The sequence below is a fragment of the bacterium genome, assembly GCA_026129405.1.
Classification (GTDB): domain Bacteria; phylum Desulfobacterota; class Binatia; order DP-6; family DP-6; genus JAHCID01.
Map to the genome: position 1 here is coordinate 118,458 of JAHCID010000008.1, position 17,598 is coordinate 136,055.

General features: G+C 74.4%; 15 protein-coding genes. 6 read left to right on the plus strand and 9 right to left on the minus strand.

Annotation, left to right across the window (positions count from 1 at the left end; translation table 11 throughout):
- Positions 1–7 precede the first annotated feature (7 nt).
- Both KIT14_22190 and KIT14_22195 read left to right on the plus strand, forming a co-directional pair.
- Positions 8–1,651 (plus strand): FAD-dependent oxidoreductase, encoded by a 1,644-nt coding sequence (locus KIT14_22190; GenBank protein MCW5893234.1) that lies wholly within the window; start codon positions 8–10, stop codon positions 1,649–1,651.
- Between the two features lie 55 nt (positions 1,652–1,706).
- Complete coding sequence (locus KIT14_22195) at positions 1,707–2,237, plus strand: hypothetical protein (GenBank protein ID MCW5893235.1); 531 nt, start codon at positions 1,707–1,709, stop codon at positions 2,235–2,237.
- 156 nt (positions 2,238–2,393) lie between these two features.
- Here KIT14_22195 and KIT14_22200 read toward each other — a convergent pair whose 3' ends face one another.
- The 7 genes from KIT14_22200 to KIT14_22230 all read right to left on the minus strand — a co-directional run bounded on the left by KIT14_22200 (position 2,394) and on the right by KIT14_22230 (position 11,299).
- Complete coding sequence (locus tag KIT14_22200) at positions 2,394–4,580, minus strand: glycosyltransferase (GenBank protein ID MCW5893236.1); 2,187 nt, start codon at positions 4,578–4,580, stop codon at positions 2,394–2,396.
- Positions 4,577–5,557 carry an NAD-dependent epimerase/dehydratase family protein gene (locus KIT14_22205; protein MCW5893237.1) on the minus strand — a complete coding sequence of 327 codons (981 nt, stop codon included), beginning with the start codon at positions 5,555–5,557 and terminating at the stop codon, positions 4,577–4,579. The genes KIT14_22200 and KIT14_22205 overlap by 4 nt, the downstream gene beginning before the upstream one ends.
- Positions 5,558–5,758: 201 nt before the next feature.
- Positions 5,759–7,225 (minus strand): thrombospondin type 3 repeat-containing protein, encoded by a 1,467-nt coding sequence (locus KIT14_22210; protein MCW5893238.1) that lies wholly within the window; start codon positions 7,223–7,225, stop codon positions 5,759–5,761.
- Between the two features lie 608 nt (positions 7,226–7,833).
- A complete protein-coding gene (locus tag KIT14_22215) occupies positions 7,834–9,276 on the minus strand; it encodes an amidase (protein ID MCW5893239.1) in 1,443 nt (480 codons plus the stop codon).
- Positions 9,277–9,347: 71 nt separating this feature from the next.
- Positions 9,348–9,689 carry a hypothetical protein gene (locus KIT14_22220; protein MCW5893240.1) on the minus strand — a complete coding sequence of 114 codons (342 nt, stop codon included), beginning with the start codon at positions 9,687–9,689 and terminating at the stop codon, positions 9,348–9,350.
- Positions 9,690–9,787: 98 nt separating this feature from the next.
- The gene (locus KIT14_22225; GenBank protein ID MCW5893241.1) at positions 9,788–10,501 is read right to left on the minus strand and encodes an enoyl-CoA hydratase/isomerase family protein; all 714 of its coding nucleotides are present in this window, start codon (positions 10,499–10,501) and stop codon (positions 9,788–9,790) included.
- A gap of 3 nt (positions 10,502–10,504) precedes the next feature.
- The gene (locus KIT14_22230; GenBank protein ID MCW5893242.1) at positions 10,505–11,299 is read right to left on the minus strand and encodes an enoyl-CoA hydratase; all 795 of its coding nucleotides are present in this window, start codon (positions 11,297–11,299) and stop codon (positions 10,505–10,507) included.
- A gap of 80 nt (positions 11,300–11,379) precedes the next feature.
- Between KIT14_22230 and KIT14_22235 the strand changes: the two genes are divergently transcribed.
- The gene (locus tag KIT14_22235; GenBank protein MCW5893243.1) at positions 11,380–12,174 is read left to right on the plus strand and encodes a thioesterase family protein; all 795 of its coding nucleotides are present in this window, start codon (positions 11,380–11,382) and stop codon (positions 12,172–12,174) included.
- 15 nt (positions 12,175–12,189) lie between these two features.
- On the opposite strand, the gene KIT14_22240 is transcribed toward KIT14_22235, so the two are convergent.
- Positions 12,190–12,816 carry a DTW domain-containing protein gene (locus tag KIT14_22240; GenBank protein ID MCW5893244.1) on the minus strand — a complete coding sequence of 209 codons (627 nt, stop codon included), beginning with the start codon at positions 12,814–12,816 and terminating at the stop codon, positions 12,190–12,192.
- A 59-nt stretch (positions 12,817–12,875) separates the two neighbouring features.
- Between KIT14_22240 and KIT14_22245 the strand changes: the two genes are divergently transcribed.
- Positions 12,876–13,160 carry a hypothetical protein gene (locus KIT14_22245; GenBank protein ID MCW5893245.1) on the plus strand — a complete coding sequence of 95 codons (285 nt, stop codon included), beginning with the start codon at positions 12,876–12,878 and terminating at the stop codon, positions 13,158–13,160.
- Between the two features lie 11 nt (positions 13,161–13,171).
- On the opposite strand, the gene ftsH is transcribed toward KIT14_22245, so the two are convergent.
- Positions 13,172–15,013 carry an ATP-dependent zinc metalloprotease FtsH gene (ftsH, locus tag KIT14_22250; GenBank protein ID MCW5893246.1) on the minus strand — a complete coding sequence of 614 codons (1,842 nt, stop codon included), beginning with the start codon at positions 15,011–15,013 and terminating at the stop codon, positions 13,172–13,174.
- 354 nt (positions 15,014–15,367) lie between these two features.
- Here ftsH and KIT14_22255 point away from each other — a divergent pair, with 354 nt between their 5' ends.
- The gene (locus tag KIT14_22255) at positions 15,368–16,570 is read left to right on the plus strand and encodes a cytochrome P450 (GenBank protein MCW5893247.1); all 1,203 of its coding nucleotides are present in this window, start codon (positions 15,368–15,370) and stop codon (positions 16,568–16,570) included.
- Positions 16,567–17,589 (plus strand): cation transporter, encoded by a 1,023-nt coding sequence (locus KIT14_22260; GenBank protein MCW5893248.1) that lies wholly within the window; start codon positions 16,567–16,569, stop codon positions 17,587–17,589. The genes KIT14_22255 and KIT14_22260 overlap by 4 nt, the downstream gene beginning before the upstream one ends.
- The last annotated feature ends 9 nt before the right edge of the window (positions 17,590–17,598 follow it).

Here is a 17,598-nt window from a genome sequence, read left to right on the forward strand (position 1 = left end):
ATCGCGCGTGCCGCGCGAAGTCGTGCTGACGCTTCCGCCGTCGGCGGAGGAGCCGTCGCTGGACGCGGCCGCGTTGCGCACGCTGCTCGGGCGCGCCGGCGTGCCGGCGGGTGTGCTCGGCGAGGCGCGCGTGCGGCGCGTCTCGTTCGACGCCCGCCGGCGCGAGCGCTGCTGGCGGATCGTCGTCGACGTGTGGGCGCCGGGCGAGCCGGTGCCGCCGTCGCCGCGCACCACGCCGGCCGTCCTCGTGCCGCCGGCGCCGGGGGCGCCGCACGTGGTCGTCGTCGGCAGCGGGCCGGCCGGCCTGTGCTGTGCGCTCGACGCGCTCGCCGCCGGCCTGCGCGTCACCGTCGTCGAGCGCGGACGCGACGTGCAGACGCGCCGCCACGCGCTCGCGGCGGCGAACCGGGGGCAGGCGATCGACCCCGACTCGAACTACTGCTTCGGCGAGGGCGGGGCGGGGACCTACTCCGACGGCAAGCTCTACGCGCGCGCCGGACGGCGCGACGCCGTGCGCGGCGTGCTCGAGCTGCTGGTCGCGCACGGTGCGCCGCTCGACGTGCTGACGAGCTGGCGGCCGCACATCGGCTCGAACCGCCTGCCGCGGGTCGTGGCGGCGTTGCGCGAGAGCATCCGCAGCGGCGGCGGCCGCGTGCGTTTCGCCACGCGCGCCGTGGCGCTGGTGGTCGAGGACGGGCGCGTGGCCGGCGTCGTCGTGCGCGACGTCGACGAGGGTGCGACCGAGACGCTGCCGGCCGCGGCGGTCGTCCTCGCCACCGGCCACAGCGCGCCCGATGCGCTCGCGATGCTCCGCCGCGCGGGCGCACCGCTCGCCGCGAAGGGCTTCGCGCTCGGCGTGCGCATCGAGCATCCGCAGCCGTGGCTCGACCAGCGGCAGTACGGCGGCCTGCGCGACGCCTGCGCGCTGCCGGCCGCGTTCTACGAGCTCACGGCGCAGGTCGACGCCCGCGGCGTCTACAGCTTCTGCATGTGTCCGGGCGGCTTCATCGTGCCGGCCAGCACGGCGTCGTCGCGCGTGGTCGTGAACGGCATGAGTCTGCGCCGCCGCGACTCGCCGTTCGCGAACTCGGGGCTCGTCGTGCAGCTCGAGCCGGCCGACTGGTGCGGCGACGCGGGACGCGCCCTCGGGCTCGACCTGGTCGCCGGTCCGTTGCCCGAGCATCCCGACGCCGACCCGCTCTTCGGCGTCCGCCTCCAGGAGGGGCTCGAGACGCGGGCGGCGCAGGCCGGCGGCGGCGGCAACCGCGCGCCCGTGCAGCGCGCCGACGCGTTCGTCGAGGGCCGCGGCGCCACGCCCGCGCCGCTCGCGACGAGCTATCGGCCCGGGCTCGTCGCGACCGACCTCGCCACCGTGCTGCCGCCCGGGATCGTGGCCCGCCTGCGCGTCGCCATGCGCACGTTCGACGCGCGTCTGCCCGGCTTCGCGGGGGCGGAGGGGCAGCTCGTGGGGGTGGAGACGCGCACCAGCTCGCCGGTGCGCGTGCTGCGCGATCCCGAAACGCTGGAGAGCCCGGGCGTCGCCGGGCTCCATCCCGCCGGCGAGGGCGCCGGCTGGGCCGGCGGCATCGTCTCCGCCGCGCTCGACGGCCGCCGCGTCGCACGTGCGCTCGCGCGGCGCCTCCTCGGCTGACACGCCGCCGCTCCGACTGCTTGCCCCCCAGGCGGGCGCTCGTCATTGGTGGTGCATGCGCCTTCGCGTCGCCCTCCTGGCCTCGACGACCCTGTTGGCCCTCGCGTTCGCCGGCTGCGGTGACGTCGCCGATCCCACGAAGGAGCGGGTCGCCGCGCTCGAGAGCCGCCTCGCCGACCTCGACCGCCGCCTCTCCGCCGTCGAGACCGGTCTCCCCGACACGAAGGCCCTGCGTGACCAACTCGCCGCCGTCGACACCCGCCTGACGGGCGTCGAAGGCCGGGTGACGAAGCTCCAGGAAGCCCCGCCGGTCGCGCCGTCCGCCGCGGCGGGCGCCGGCGCGATCACCGGCGCCGCCGCCGCGCGCCGCGGCCAGCCCGACGTCGAGCAGCGCCAGCGCGCCCAGGCGATGACGAATCTGGGCGCGGAGTACCGCCGCAAGCTCGCCGAGCTGAACGCCGCCCGCGGCGACGAGGTCGATCCGCGCGAGCGGGCGGCCCAGCGGCGCGAGCTCTCCCGCTGGTTCCGTGAGCAGCGGCGGGCGCTGCTCACCGGGGAGGCGCCGGCGGGAGGGACGGAGGAGTGATGGTGCGGCGGGCGGGGCGCGGGGTCCCCGTGCCCGCTCCGGTCCTCGCTCCAGGCGCGCTCCCCACGTCGCGCGGGCGCTGCCGAGCCTCGGGCGCGCGCCAGGCGCTGCGGGTCGCGCCGAGGGGAACCGCGCGCCCCCCCTCCCGCGCCTCCGTCACCCCGCATTCACGGCCGGAGACGACGCCTGCAGGTCGAGCGACAGCGTGGAGATCGTCGCGCGATGCTTCCCCGTGCGCACCATCTCGATGCGCTCGACGAACTCCACGTCGATCGCCATGCCCGCGCCGAGGTACTCGCGCAGGAGCGCCAGCAACGCGGCGAACTGCGCGTCGGTGTGGCGCAGGCCCTTCACGACGCGGAGGCGGATCGCGCCGCGGTGCTCCTGGACGACCTGGTACTGGCGGACGACGTGGTCGAAGTCCTTGAAGAGGTGCGCGAAGAAGGTGCCGGGGATGTAGGCGCCGTTCTCGGCGACGATGATGGCCTGCACGCGGCCCTCGATGCGGCCGATGCGCGGCAGGCCGCGGCCGCAGGTGCAGACCGTGTCGTCGTCCATCGCCACGGCGAGGTCGCCGACGCGGTAGCGGATGAGCGGCATGCAGAAGTTCGTGAGGTCGGTGATCACGACCTCGCCCATCTCGCCCGGGCGTGCGGGGAGGCCGTCCTTCAGGATCTCGACGACGTAGCTCTCCGCGACCACGTGGTGGCCGTCGTGGGCCTCGCACTCCCAGGCGATGCCGGAGAACTCGCGGCTGCCGTACTTGTCGAAGACGCCGCAGCCGAACGCCTTCTCGATCACCTCGCGGCTGTGATCGGGCAGCGCCTGCGCCGACGAGATGAGACCCTTCGGGCGCAGCCCGGGGAGACCGTGGTGCTTCAGGAACCAGGCGAGGAAGTTGAACGACTCGGCGTAGCCGTCGATCAGGACGGGACGGTGGCGGCGCAGCGCGTCGACGAAGCGCGCGATGTTCGCGTCCGTCATCTCGAACGCCGGGATGAACAGGCGGCGGTTGAACCAGGCGTCGATGCGCTCGCGCAGGATCTGCGACCAGGTCATGCCGATGGTCTGGTGCCAGAGACGGGCCGTGCGGTCGCCGAAGCGGTAGCCGGTCCACTCCATGCTCCGCTGCGTCGCGGCCCAGCGGATCTCGAGCTGATGCTGGTCGGCGTAGCAGACGAGGGGCTCGCCGGTGGAGCCGCTGGTGGTGACCTTTTGGATGCGGCGCTTGTCGTGGTTGTCCGAGAGGAGATCGAAGTAGAGGTGCTCGCGGACGTCGTCCTTCGAGAGCAGCGGCAGCTTGCGCAGGTCGTCGAGCGTCTGGATGTCCTCGGGCCCGAGCCCGAGCGCGTCCATGCGCTCCCGCCAGTAGGCGGTGTGGTGGTACGCCTGCGCGACCAGACGCCGCAGCTTGCGCTCCTGGAGGGCGCGGACCTGCGCGGGCCCGAGCCACTGCGTGCGCAGCAGCTCGTCGTAGTAGTGCCGCGCCTGCCGCGTGATCATCCAGTGGTGCACCGGCATGGTCGCGAAGAACAGGCGCATCCAGAGCGCGCGCCAGCCGCGCAGGGGCGGCGTCGCGCGCGCCGGCGGATTGTCGCGCAGGAAGTCGGCCATCGCGCCTTCGCGCTTCGGCGCCAGGCGGAACTCGACCCACGCCTTGGCGACGTCGACGAGCGACCACAGGATCGCGCGCAGGGGCAGGGCGCCCAGGAACGAGGTGCCGAGGAGGCGCTTGTCGAAGAGCGTCTCGATCTCGCGCACGGTGTAGCCGCGCGACTGCGCCGCGACGCGGATGAAGGTCTGGTAGTAGCGATAGCGGTAGCGGTGGGTGAGGACGTCCTCGAGCACCTCGCGCCGCGCCAGGACGAAGCCGGACTTGTTGTCCCGCGCGCGCATCCCGAAGAGGCCGTTCAGGATCGCGTTGAGGCCGATCGAGAACCAGTAGCGATGGTCGCGCTCGCGGCCGATCGTGCTGCGCCAGCCCTGCACGAGGTCGGCGCCCGACTGACGCAGCTCGCGCAGCAGGCGCGGGACGTCCTCGGGCAGGTTCTGCAGGTCGGCGTCGATGAAGCAGACGTAGGTGCCGTGCGACGCGCGCAGGCCCGAGCGCCAGCCCTCCTCGATGCCGCGATTCACCGGATGGCGCACGACGACGAGGCTCGGGTAGGCGGCCTGGAGCCGCGCCGTCACGGCGGGGGTGTCGTCGGTGCTGCCGTCGTCGACGAGGACGATCTCGCCGCGCACGTCCTTCTTGCGCAGGGCACGGTCGAGCCGCTCGACCAGCTCGGGCAGGTTGCCGGCCTCGTTCAGGCAGGGCGCGACGACGGAGACGGTGGGCGTCATGCCGCCGGCGCCTCCCGCATCCAGGCCCAGGTGCGCGCGAGCCCCTCGGCGAGCGGCACGCGCGGCGTCCAGTCGAGCGCCGCCCGGATGCGGGCGTTGGTGCCGGCGCGGCACGAGCCCGCGGTCCAGTCGGGCGGCTCGTGGACCGGCGCCAGCGCGCTGCCGGCGGCCGTGCACATGGCGGCGGTGAGCTCCGCGACGCGGACGGCGACGCCCGAGGCGACGTTCAGGAGCGCGCCGCTCGTCGGCGCGCAGAGCGCGCGCAGCGTCGCCGCGACGACGTCGTCGACGTAGACGTAGTCGAGCGCCTGGCGGCCGTCGCCGAAGATGCGCGGCGCCTCGCCGCGGGCGAGCCGCTCGAAGTTGCGCAGGATGACCGACTTGTAGCCCATCCCGGCGAACTGGCGCGGCCCGTAGACGAAGAAGTAGCGCAGCACGTCGCCGTGCATGCCGTCCGGCGACGCGTAGTGCGCGAGCAGGCGCTCGCCGCAGAGCTTCGAGATGCCGTAGATCGTCGCCGGCAGCGGCACCTCGGCCTCGTCCATCGGCGGACCCGTGAGGCGCCCGTAGGCATAGAGCGACGACGCGAACACGGTCTTGCGGACGCCCGCCGCGGCGGCGCACTCGAAGAGGAGTCGGGTGCCGAGGACGTTGGCGGTCAGGACGGCGTCGGGATCGTCGCGCGACTGGTTGTGCTTCTCGGCGGCGAGGTGGACCAGCAGGTCGGCGCCGCGACACGCGTCCTCGAGCACCGCACGCGGCGCGTGGCCCAGGGTCGCGCGCACGAGGCGGATACGGTCGGCGTCGGCGCCGAGGTTGGCGGCGTCGCCGTAGCGCAGGCTGTCGAGCACGACCACGCGGCTGCCCTCGGCGAGGAGGCGGCGCACGAGGTGCGAGCCGATGAAGCCGCAGCCGCCCGTCACGAGGACGGTGGCGTCACGCAGGGCGGGCAGGTCGCCGGTCGGCTGGGCGCTCATCGGGGATCGCGCGCCTGTCGCGGCGCGGGGACCGGCGACGCGCGTGCGCAGGCCATAGCATCGCCGCCGCGAAGCCGTAAACCGCCGTCGTCGTGGCGCACCTGTGGGGGCGGCGGCAGGGGTGGAGCGGCGGCGGCATCCAGCCGCCGCCGCCCCGAGCCATCCGGGCAACGGAGGAGGTCGTCCCGGACGGCGGCTGGATCACCCGGGCGCGGGCTCGCAGGTGAGGGTGATGGAATCCGCGTCGCTGACGGTCTTGCCGTTCGGCTGGAGGACGCTGCGCGCCTTCACCTTGGCGCGCAGGGTGGTGCGGCCGAAGGTGGCGCCGCGCGGCTTCAGCGCGACGCGCAGGAGCTGCGGCGTGGTGCAGCGCTCGGTGAGGACCGGCAGCGCGGCGAGCAGCTCGGTGCCGAGCTGGGGCGGCGACGCCGACAGCGTGGCGATGCCGCTCGCCGTGCAGGCGAGCCGGGAGTCGACGTTGTTGGCGCAGATCGAGGCGAGGAAGGTGCAGCCGCCGTCGACGGTGCCGTCGAGGTCGCAGGTGGGGTCGCCGTCGAAGCAGCGTACCTTGCGGTCCGGCGTGCCGCGGCGGTCGAGCGGCGGCGTCGGATAGATGAGCCACTCGATGAGGCAGTCGAGCGTGGCGCTGCCGCCGCCCGGGACGCAGGCGCCCGGCAGCGGGCCGCGGCACTGGCAGGCGTCGCCGATGCCGTCGGCGTCGGCGTCCGTCTGGGCGGGGTTCGGGATGCGCGGACAGTTGTCGCAGGCGTCGCCGCGCTTGTCGGCGTCGGCGTCGGCCTGGTCCGGGTCGCTGACGCCGGGGCAGACGTCGCAGGCGTCGCCGGCGCCGTCGAGATCGCCGTCGGCCTGATCCTGGTTCGTGACCGCGGGGCAGTTGTCGCAGGCGTCGCCGATGGTGTCGCCGTCGCTGTTGGTCTGGAGCGGGTTGGCGACGGCGGGGCAGTTGTCGCAGGCGTCGCCGCGGCCGTCCGAGTCGGCGTCGGTCTGGGTCGGGTTGGCGACGTTGATGCAGTTGTCGCAGACGTTGCCGCGGCCGTCGCCGTCGGAATCGAGCTGATCGGGGTTGGCGACGTCGACGCAGTTGTCGCAGGCGTTGCCGATCTCGTCGCCGTCGCTGTCGGCCTGGCTGGGGTTCACGACGGCGGGGCAGTTGTCGCAGACGTTGCCGATGCCGTCGCCGTCGGTGTCGGTCTGGGTGGGGTTCGCGATCGCCGGGCAGTTGTCGCAGAGGTTGCCGCGGCCGTCGCCGTCGGAATCGAGCTGGTCGGGGTTGGCGACGGCGGGGCAGTTGTCGCAGGCGTCGCCGCGGCCGTCGCCGTCGGAGTCGAGCTGGAGCGGGTCGGGGTTGGCGGGGCAGATGTCGCAGGCGTCGGCGATGCCGTCGCCGTCGGAATCGAGCTGGTCGGGGTTGGGGACGAACGGGCAGGAGTCGCAGGCGTCGCCGATGCCGTCGTCGTCGGTGTCGGCCTGGTCGGGGTTGGGGACGTTCGGGCAGTTGTCGCTGCCGGAGAGGGCCGAGGCGCGTGCGACCGAGCCGAAGACGAGGCGGGGCGTGCGCTTGACGCCGCAGTCGTTGCGGTAGCGGACGTCGAGGACGAGCTGGTCGCCGGCGGCGAGGACGCGGTCGGCGAGCGGGGCGTTCACCATGTAGGGGATGAGGAACGGGTTGGTGAGGCCGCCGGAGCCCTTCGGCGTGGTGGCGATGAAGCCGCTGCCGCTGCCGATCGGCGTGTCGACGCCGGACCGCCGGCGGTAGAGCTGCAGCTTCACCTGGAGGCACGCGCTCGGCGTGGCGAGGTTCGAGTAGGCGTAGATATTGCCCGTGCCGCCGCCGCGGTTCACCGTCTCCGGCGCGCCGATCGGCACGCTGGCGAAGACGCCGTAGCTCAGCTCGACGCCGGGGAGCAGCTCGAGCTCGCGCTCCGTGTCGTTGCTCGCGGTCGGCGCGCTCAACGAGAGGACGCCGGTGCCGCCGGTGCCGGGGAGGAAGTAGAGGGGGATCGCGTCGGCCGCCGCCGCCGGGCGGGCGGTACCGAGCGCGAGACAGAGTACGATCGCGAGAGCGATGCGCGCCAACATGCGGCGCCCATCGAGCAAGCGATGTGCCGGTGACGGCACACCCGAAGGTCGCGTCGCGTCACGCGCGACGCCCCGGCGCGGGATCGCAGCGACGCGAGGCCATGGCAGCGCCGCATGCAGCGCACGGCGAAGCGCACAGCGCTGGCGGCTTTCGATCTAGCTGCCGGCCGCGTCCGCTAGCCGTGCAGCGGCGGGCGCCGCGACGCCCAATCCACCGCCGCCTCGAGCTGCGCCGCCATCCGCAGGAGCAGATCCTCGCGTGCGTAGGCCGCGACGAGCTGCACGCCGACCGGCAGCCCGTCCGCCGTCATGTGCACGGGTAGGGACACGGCCGGTTGCCCGGACATGTTGAAGGGCAGGGTGGCGGCGCCGTACGGGGCGGCGCGCATGAAGGCGCGCAGCGGCTCCTCGGGCGTCGAGGTGATGTAGCCGAGCTCGGGCGGCGGGGCGCCCTGCGTGGCCGTCAGCAGGAGATCGAAGCCCGATGCCCACCACGCCGCGAGCCGCCGGCCGTAGGCGTGGACGAACTCGACGTTCGCGAGGTGGTCGATCGCCGAGAGCTGGCGGCCACGCTCGGCGAGCATCCAGGTGAGCGGCTCGCAGTCGCCGGCCGTCATCGGGCGGCCGACCTGGTCGCCCCACGACGCCAGCGCCCGCGCCGTGTTGGCCGTCACGATGCCGATGTAGACCATCACCGTCTCGTGCTCGTCGAGCGCGGCGGGATGCGCCTCCTCGACGACGTGGCCGGCATCGGCGAGCAGCGTCGCGGTGCGGTCGACGGCGGCGAGGCACTCGGGATGGAGTGCGCCGTCGCGCGGCAGGCGGCGCATCACGCCGACGCGCAGGCGCCCGGGCGGCGTGGTCGCCTCGGTCGCGTACGGGCGCTGCGGCGGCGTCGCGACGTAGGGATCGCCGAGGCCGGGGCCGGCGATCACGTCGAGCAGCGCGGCGGCGTCGCGCACGCTGCGCGTCACGGCGAACTCGACCGAGAAGCCGCTCCAGCGCTCGCCGATGGCCGGGCCGAAGCTGCTGCGCGCGCGGGTGGGCTTGAGGCCCACGAGCCCGCACATGCTCGCCGGCCCGCGGATGGAGCCGCCGCCGTCGCTGGCGTGCGCGCAGGGGACGAGCCCCGCGGCCACCGCCGCCGCGGCGCCGCCGCTCGAGCCGCCGCTCGAGCGGCCCGGGTTCCACGGATTGTGCGTGGGGCCGTACGCCTCGGGCTCGGTCGTCGGCAGCAGCGCCAGCTCGGGCGTGTTGGTGCGGCCGAGCGACACCAGGCCGGCACCGCGGAAGCGCTGCGTGATGTATGCGTCGTCGCGCACCCGCCAGTCGGCATCGCGCAGGAAGCGCATGCCTGCGTGATACGGATGCCCGGCTTCGGGTCCGCCGATGTCCTTCATGAGGAAGGGCACGCCGCGGAACGGCCCTTGGGGCAGCTCGGGGCTCGCGGCCGCGGCGCGGGCGCGCTCGAAGGCGGGGTGGATCACTGCGTTGAGCGTCGGGTTCAGGCGCTCGACGCGGGCGATCGCGGCGTCGACCAGCTCCCGCGGTGACGCGTCGCCGCGGCGGACCAGCTCCGCCTGCGCCGTGGCATCGAGGTGCGCGAAGTCGTCGGACATGGTCGGGGACGTGTAGCGGGTCACCGCCAGGGACGCCAGGCTGCGCGCCGATCCCGACGCCGGGCCGGTGGTCAGGGCGTCGGCGGCGGCGCGGTGTCCGGAGCGGTCGCGCCGTCGGGCGACGGCTCGCCCGGGGCGGGCGGCGGCGGCGCGGAGGCGTCGGCGTCCTGCGGGCAGGCCCAGTGCGCGACGACCAGCCCCAGCACCGCGCCCACGGCCGCGCCCGTCGCGGCGCTCCCTGCGATCGCGCCCGCCTCCTTGTTGCTCGATAGGTTCATGGCGCTCACCGCTCCACCGACGGACGCGGCGACCACGGCGGCACCGATGCCGGCCGCGGTCACGCGGCAGGCGGTGCGGTTCTCCTGGAGCGTCGCGCAGCCGGCGAGCGCGAGCGGGAGGATCAGCCCTCCCACGATCAGACGGCGTCCATGCATAGGGCGCCGTGTCTGTCATGCGGTCCTTGCCCGAGCGGTTGCGGGGGTGTGAAGTTTGCGTGTCGGCGGCCGGCGGATCAGGCCTTGCCGCCGAGCACCGCGCGTAACGTCGCCTTCACGCTGTCGCCGGCCCAGCGCGGCAGCGCCTCGGCCTGGAAGCGACGCCACTCGTCGTCGCCGACGTGCAGGCCGCCGTCGCGCAGGGCGCGCTTGGTGGCCGTGTAGGCGACGGCGGGATGGGCTGCGAGCCGCTCCAGCGCGGCGCGGCCGGCGGCCACCGGATCGTCGGCCAGCTCGTCGACGAGGCTCAGCCCGAGGGCGTCCTGGGGGGCGAAGAGCGCGGCCCCCAGGACGACGCGCTCGACCGCGCGCGGCGCGACACGGCGGCGCACCATCGCCAGCGTCTTCGGAGGAAACTCGACGCCGAGCGCCACCTCGTTGAGGCCGATACGGGCGCGCGGGCTCGAGGTTGCCACGCGGTGCTCGGCGCACAGGGCGATGACGCAGCCGCCGGCGATGGCGTGGCCGTTCACGGCCGCCACCATCGGGCCCGGGTAGTCGTAGAGGGCCTCGACCATCTCCTCGAGCGTGGCGAGGAAGCGGCGCATGCCCTCGAGGTCGTTGCCGGCGACCTCCTTCAGGTCGAGGCCGGCCGAGAAGGCGTCGCCGGCGCCGCGCACGAGCAGCGGCGCGCCCCCCGCGGCCCGGGTCTCGCGGATGATGCGCTCCATGTGGGCGAGGCCCAGCGCGTTCTTGCCGGTCGCCTCGAGGACGAGCTCGACGATCGCCATCGCCTAGCCCTCCTGCACCTGGGCCCGGCCGCGCGCCTGGACGGCGGAGCGGCGTGCCGCGATCTTCTCGGGCGTCAGCGTACGCGCGTGGGCGCGGTTGGCCTCGGCCTCGGTCCGCAGCCCGTCGCCGAACGTCTGCGCGAAGCCCGCGTCGATGACGCGCTTGTAGCCGCGCAGCGTCTCCGGGTCGCACGAGAGCATGTCCTGCGCCAGCCGCCGGGCCGCCGGCAGCAGGTCGCCCGGCGGCACGACGGCGGAGACGAGGCCCCAGGCGGCGGCGTCGGCGGCCGAGAGGTAGTTGCCCGTCAGCGAGAGGTGCTTGGCGCGGTAGATGCCGATGGCTCGCGACAGCTTCTGGCTGAGGCCCCAGCCCGGCAGGATGCCGACGCGCGCGTGGGTGTCGGCGAAGCGCGCGTCGGTCGAGGCGATGAGCACGTCGCAGGCGAGCGCGAGCTCGAAGCCGCCGGTCACGGCGACGCCGTTGACGGCGCCGATGACGGGCCGCGTGCAGCGGCTGATGGCGTCGGTCACGCCCGCGTCGCCGCCGATCGCGCCGCCGATGTCGCCGTCGCCGCCGGTCTCGCCGCCGAGCTCCTTCAGGTCGAGGCCGGCGCAGAAGGCGCGGCCCGCGCCGGTGAGGACGACGACGCCGACGTCGGGATCGGTCTCGATCTCGCGCATGGCGGCGACGATCGCCCGCCGCAGGCTGCGCGACAGCGCGTTCATCGCGGCGGGACGGTTGAGCGTCAGGACGGCGGTGCCGTCGGTCTTCTCGACGAGCAGCTCGGGCTCCGGCATGCGCGCTGCATCGCACGGAGGTTCCTGCGACGCCAGCCACGGGTTGACCCAGGTCGCACCGACACCCTCTATCGACGGCCATGTCCGACGCGACCGAGGCCCTCTTCGTGCCCGACGGCGATCGCTTCGTCCCCGGCCTCGCGGCGCGCGGGCCGTGGAGCCCCGAGGCCCAGCACGGCGGCGCTCCCGCGGCGCTCCTCGCCACCTGCCTCGAGCGTGCGGGCGGCGGCGACATGCATCCGGCCCGTCTGACGCTCGAGCTGCTGCGGCCCGTGCCGATCGCCCCGCTCACGGTCGAGACCGCGATCACACGACCCGGGCGCAAGGTGCAGATCGTCGAGGCCCGCCTGCGCGCGGGCGACGCCGAGGTGGCGCGCGCGTCGCTGCTGCGGGTGCGGCGCGCCGATCTGCCGCTGCCGCCGCTCGAGCGGGCGGCGCCGCCGCCGGGGCCCGGGACCGGCGTCGACGGCGTCCCGCCCTGGATCGACTCGACGTGGCGCCCGGCCTTCCATCGCGACGCCGTCGAGCACCGCTTCGTCGCCGGCGGCTTCCAGGTCCCCGGACCGGCCACCGACTGGATCCGCCTGCGCGTGCCCGTGGTCGCCGGCGAGCCGCCGACGCCGCTCGCGCGCGTCATGGCTGCGGCCGACTTCGGCAACGGCGTCAGCTGGGTGCTCCACCGCGCCGACGGCTGGCAGTTCATCAATCCCGACCTGACGGTCTACCTGCACCGTCTCCCGGCCGGCGAGTGGGTCTGTCTCGACGCCGCGTCGCACATGGAGTCGCACGGCGTCGGGCTGGCGGAGAGCCGGCTGTTCGACGAGATCGGGCCGCTCGGCCGCGCGTCGCAGTCGCTCCTGCTCGAGCGCGTGTAGTCCGCGCTCGGGCCGCTAGCCGGCCGCGGCGGCCGTCGCGGCGTGGCGGCGCGCCTTGCGGCGCTCGTGCGTCCACGGGTGGCGCCCGGCGGCGGCCGCGAGCTGCTCCTCGACCAGGGCGTCGAACGGCGCCAGCAGGGGCAGGTAGCGATCGGGGTCGCCGGCGAGGATGCCGAGCACGTCGACCACCGCCTCGACGGTCGAGAGGCAATGCGCGGCGGGTGCACGCCGGATGCGGTAGCGGCCGGGCGCCGGCGGCGCGAGGCCGATGCGCGGCAGCACGGCGAGCGCCGGCGTCTGCCGCACGAGCTTGCCCGCCTCGCTCCACGTCCCGTCGACGACGACGAGGAGCCGCGGTGCCGTCGCCGCCACCGGCTGCGCGTCCGGCCCCGGGAAGAGCAGCGCCGCGCCGGCGGCGGCCAGCGTCGCCACCCGCGGGTGGGCGTCGAAGCGCCAGGCGACGTGCAGCTCCGAGCCCGGGAGCTGGAGATGCGCCAGCCGGCAGGTGCCCAGGCGCCGGCGCGCTTCGCGGTGGTGCTGGAGGAACACCACCGGCAGCGGCGGCGGGATGGCGGCGAAGCGCGGGCACAGGCAGCGGGCGCCGGGGCGCCGGCAGCGCCCGCAGCGCGGCAGATCGCTCACTTCCGGGCATCCAGGGCCGCGCCCTTAGACTTTCGGAACGGCGCTGCTAGAAGGCGGGGATGCCCAAGAAGATCGCGAAGAAGGACCTGCCGTCGACGGACGACGTGGCCGCGGCCCGCTCGCTGCTCGACGCCATCGCCAAGCGCAAGGCGCGCCTCGAGAAGGCCAAGGAGGGCGCCAGCGCCGGCGGCACGCTCGACGCCAGCAACCCGAAGTACCGCGCCGCCCGCAAGGGCGTGAAGCGCGCGCAGCGCGCCCTCCGTCGCGAGCTGGTCCGCGTGCACAACCAGCCGAAGAAGGCCCCCGCCGCCGCGCCCGAGGCGGCGCCGCCCGCCGAGGGCTGAGCCCGGCGCGCTCAGCGCGCCGCCCCCGCCGAGCGGTCGCTGCCGGCCTCGGCCTCGCTCTCGGCCACGAGACGCGCGAAGGTCTCCGCCTCGATGGTCTCCTTCTCGAGCAGCACCCGCGCCACCCGATCGAGGGTGGCACGGTGGGCGGTCAGCAGCGACGTCACGCGGGCCATGCGCTCCTCGAGGATGCGCTTGGTCTCCACGTCGAGCGCGCGCGCCGTCTCCTCGCTGTACTCGCGTGCTTCCGGGAACGGGCTGCGGTCGAGGAAGCCCGGGCCGCGCCGGCGCGGGAACGTCATCGGGCCGAGCGTCTGGCCCATGCCGTAGTCGAGGACCATCGAGCGCGCGATCTCGGTGGCGCGGTCGAGGTCGTTGTGCGCGCCGGTGGATATCTCCCCGAAGACGACCGATTCGGCGGCGCGCCCGCCGAAGAGGACGTCGATCTTGGCCTCCAGCTCGCGGCGGGTCATGAGGTAGCGGTCTTCCGTCGGCAGCTGCTGGGTGAAGCCGAGCGCGCCGATGCCGCGCGGGATGATCGAGATCTTGTGGACCTTGTCGGCGCCCTCGGTGAAGGCGGCGACCAGCGCGTGCCCGGTCTCGTGGAAGGCGACGATCTCGCGCTCGCGCGGGTTGATGAGGCGGTTCTTCTTCTGCAGCCCGGCGACGACGCGATCGATCGCGTCGTCGAAGTCCTGCATGTCGACCCTCGTCTTGTTCTTGCGGGTGGCGAGCAGGGCGGCCTCGTTCACCATGTTGGCGAGGTCGGCGCCGACGAAGCCCGGGGTGCGCTGCGCGACGAGACGGAGGTCGACGTCGGGTGCGAGCTTCACCTCTTCGACGTGCACGCGGAGGATCGCCTCGCGGCCGGCGAGATCGGGCCGGTCGACGAGCACCTGGCGATCGAAGCGCCCGGCGCGCAGGAGGGCGGGATCGAGCACCTCGGGCCGGTTGGTCGCGGCGAGGATCACGACGCCCTTCGCCGTGTCGAAGCCGTCCATCTCGACGAGGAGCTGGTTCAGCGTGTTCTCGCGCTCGTCGTGCCCGCCGACGACGCCGCCGATGCCGCGCGCTTTGCCGAGGGCGTCGAGCTCGTCGATGAAGACGATGCACGGCGCCTTGGTCTCGGCCTGTCCGAAGAGGTCACGCACCCGGGCGGCGCCCATGCCGACGAACAGCTCGACGAACTCCGAGCCGCTGATCGAGAAGAACGGCACCGCCGCCTCGCCGGCGACGGCCTTCGCGAGCAGCGTCTTGCCCGTGCCCGGCGGGCCGACCAGCAGCACGCCCTTCGGCAGCTTGCCGCCGATGGCGCGGTAGCGCTCGGGCTCCTTCAGGAAGCGGATGATCTCCTGGAGCTCCTCCTTCGCCTCGTCCTGCCCGGCGACGTCCGCGAAGGTGACCCCCGTCTCGCGCTCGGCATAGATGCGGGCCCGGCTCTTGGTGAAGGCCATGACCCCGGAGCCCGGGCCCATGCGGCGCATGACGAAGGCCCAGATGAGGACGAAGACGAGCGCCGGCAGCACCCAGCTCATGAGGGCACCGACGAGCGGGCTCTCGTACTGGCCCTGGAAGCGGATGCCGCGCTGCTCGAGCTCCGGGACGAGCGCGTCGTCGGGCACGCGCACGGTGACGAACGGCGTCGCCTCCTTCTGGCCACTCTCCGGCCGCAGCGAGCCGCGGATGAGGGAGTCCGAGATGACCACGTTCTCGACCCGGCCCGCGGCGATCTGCTTCTTGAAGTCGGAGTAGCTGAGCTCCGTCACGCGCGGCGTGAGCAGCGACTGGAGCGTCACCAGGACGAGGGCGACGAGGACGAAGTAGCCGATCGAGAAGGTCTGGCGTGGCTGCATGCGGGGGAGGGGGGAGCCGATGGGCACCGGCCTCCGTTGTAGCAATTTCTACGCGTCGCCCAAGCCATGCGGCGTCGAGACCCCGGGAAAGCCCCGCCGCTCGGCGCCGCGGTGGCGGCGGCCGGAGGCGGCAGGCCGGATGCCCGCTCGGGGCGCGACGGGCGCACCCGGCGGGGCGGACCATCCACCGCCGGCCGGACGGGCATGGCCTGGCGCGCCGGGGCGCCGCCGCCGACGTCGGCTCGCACGTGGGAACCCCTGCGCCGCGTCCGGCCGCGGCCGGGTCGCTCCCGCTCGCCCCACGCCGCGGCGTCGCGCTTCCGCGCCGGCGTCGGCCCGTGCTAGCCACCGCGCATGGCCGCGCCGCCCGCCGACCAGCCGCCGGACCTCGTCTACGACCCGTACGACTACGCGATCCACGAGGACCCGTACCCGACCTACGCGCGGCTACGGGAGGAGGCGCCCGTCTACCACAACGCCGCGCGCGGCTTCTGGGCGCTGTCGCGCTTCCACGACGTGCTGGCGGCGCTGCAGGACTGGGAGACGTACTCGTCGGTGGGCGGCGTCGCGCTCGAGAAGGGCAGCGGCCAGGCGCCGCCGATGATCATCGCGATGGACCCGCCGCGGCAGCTGAAGCTGCGGCGACTGGTGAGCAAGGTCTTCACGCCGCGGCGCATCGCCGAGCTCGAGCCGCGCGTGCGCGCGCTCACGCTGAAGCACCTCGGGCCGCTGCTCGCGCGCGGCGAGGGCGACGTCCTCGCCGAGTTCGCGGCGAAGCTGCCGATGGACGTCATCTCGACGATGCTCGGCGTGCCCGACGAGGACCAGGACACGCTGCGCGGCTGGTCCGACGCGCTCCTCCACCGCGAAGCCGGTCAGGGCGAGGTGACCGCGGCGGGGCAGGAGGGCGCGCGCGGCATCGTCGGGTACTTCATGCGCGACATCGCGAAGAAGCGCGCCAATCCGGGCGACGACCTCATCAGCGCGCTCCTCGCCGCCGAGGTCGACGGCGAGCGCCTCGCCGACGACGAGGTGCTCGGCTTCTGCTTCCTCCTCGTCATCGCCGGCAACGAGACCACGACGAAGATGCTCGGCAACGCCCTCGTCCTGCTCGACCGCCATCCCGAGCAGAAGGCCGTCGCCGTCGGCGATCCGGCCGCCATGGCAGGCGTCGTGGAGGAGGTGCTGCGCTACGACAACTCGACGCAGATGCTCGCCCGCAGCGTCACGCGCGAGGTGACGCTCCACGACCGCACGATCCCCGCCGGATCCCGCATCCTCGTCCTGATCGGCGCCGGCAACCGCGATCCGCGCGCCTTCGCGCACCCCGACCGCTTCGACGTGCGCCGCAAGCCCGAGCAGATCCTCCACTTCGGCAACGGCATCCACGTCTGCCTCGGGGCGGCGCTGGCGCGGCTCGAGGGACGCGTCGCGCTCGAGGAGGTGCACCGGCGGATGCCCGACTACGTCGTGGACCGGGCCGGGCTCGTGCGCGTGCACTCGGCGAACGTGCGTGGCTACGCGGCGGTCCCGGTGCGCTTCACGCCGGGACGGTGACCACCGCGACGAGCGAGCGCCCCGCAGCGTCGGACGAGACGCGCATCCGTCTGCGCGCCGGCGTCCTCTCGGTCACGGTCGGGGTGCTGCTCCTCGGCGTCAAGTTCGTCGGCTACTACCTCACCGGGTCGGCCGCCGTCCTCTCCGACGCGCTCGAGTCGATCGTCAACGTCGTCGCCGCCGCCTTCGCGCTCGGCTCGTTGCGCTTCGCCGGCCAGCCCGCCGACCGCGACCACCCGTACGGGCACGGCAAGATCGAGTACTTCAGCGCCGCGTTCGAGGGCGGGCTCATCGCCTTCGCCGCCGCGACGATCGTCTGGTACGCCGTCCACGACCTCGTGCGCGGCCCCGCCGTGGCCGCGGTCGAGGTCGGCGTCCTCGTCACCGCCGGGACCGGTGTCGCGAACGCCGCCCTCGGCGCCTACCTGCTGCGCACGGGCCGCCGCACGCGCTCTGCGACGCTCGTCGCCGACGGTCACCACGTCCTCTCCGACTTCTGGACCAGCGCGGGCGTCGTCGTCGGCCTCGTGCTCGTGCGCGTCACCGGCATCACCTGGTTCGACCCGGTGGTCGCGCTGCTCGTGGGCCTGAACCTCGCCCGGACCGGCCTCGGCATCGTGCGTGGCGCGGCGGGTGCGCTGCTGGACGCGGTGGACCCGTCCCTGCTCGCGAGGGTGGTCGCGGCGATGGAGCGCTGCCGCCGGCCGGGCATCATCCGCGTCCACCGCATGCGTGCGATCCGCTCGGGCGGCTCGACCCACGTCGACGCGCACCTCATCGTGCCCGAGTACTGGACGGTGGAGCAGGCGCACGAGACGTCGGTCGCGTTCGAGCAGCGCATCGTCGCCACCGGCGCGCTGCACGGCGACATCGCCTTCCACGTCGATCCGTGCTGGCGCAGCTGGTGCGTGTCCTGCGACCTGGCGGACTGCCCGGTGCGCCAGGTCGCCTTCGCCGCCCGTGCGCCGCTGTCGCTCGCGGAGGCCGTCGAGGACGACCCCCAGCGGTTCGGCGACTGACGCGGCGGG

What these genes read in the sequence shown, in the direction of transcription:
- KIT14_22195 (MCW5893235.1), top strand. Translation starts at nt 1,707, where the DNA reads ATGCGCCTTCGCGTCGCCCTCCTGGCCTCGACGACCCTGTTGGCCCTC.
- KIT14_22200 (MCW5893236.1), bottom strand. Translation starts at nt 4,580, where the DNA reads ATGACGCCCACCGTCTCCGTCGTCGCGCCCTGCCTGAACGAGGCCGGC.
- KIT14_22205 (MCW5893237.1), bottom strand. Translation starts at nt 5,557, where the DNA reads ATGAGCGCCCAGCCGACCGGCGACCTGCCCGCCCTGCGTGACGCCACC.
- KIT14_22210 (MCW5893238.1), bottom strand. Translation starts at nt 7,225, where the DNA reads ATGGTGAACGCCCCGCTCGCCGACCGCGTCCTCGCCGCCGGCGACCAG.
- KIT14_22215 (MCW5893239.1), bottom strand. Translation starts at nt 9,276, where the DNA reads ATGTCCGACGACTTCGCGCACCTCGATGCCACGGCGCAGGCGGAGCTG.
- KIT14_22225 (MCW5893241.1), bottom strand. Translation starts at nt 10,501, where the DNA reads ATGGCGATCGTCGAGCTCGTCCTCGAGGCGACCGGCAAGAACGCGCTG.
- KIT14_22230 (MCW5893242.1), bottom strand. Translation starts at nt 11,299, where the DNA reads ATGCCGGAGCCCGAGCTGCTCGTCGAGAAGACCGACGGCACCGCCGTC.
- KIT14_22235 (MCW5893243.1), top strand. Translation starts at nt 11,380, where the DNA reads ATGTCCGACGCGACCGAGGCCCTCTTCGTGCCCGACGGCGATCGCTTC.
- KIT14_22245 (MCW5893245.1), top strand. Translation starts at nt 12,876, where the DNA reads ATGCCCAAGAAGATCGCGAAGAAGGACCTGCCGTCGACGGACGACGTG.
- ftsH (MCW5893246.1), bottom strand. Translation starts at nt 15,013, where the DNA reads ATGCAGCCACGCCAGACCTTCTCGATCGGCTACTTCGTCCTCGTCGCC.
- KIT14_22255 (MCW5893247.1), top strand. Translation starts at nt 15,368, where the DNA reads ATGGCCGCGCCGCCCGCCGACCAGCCGCCGGACCTCGTCTACGACCCG.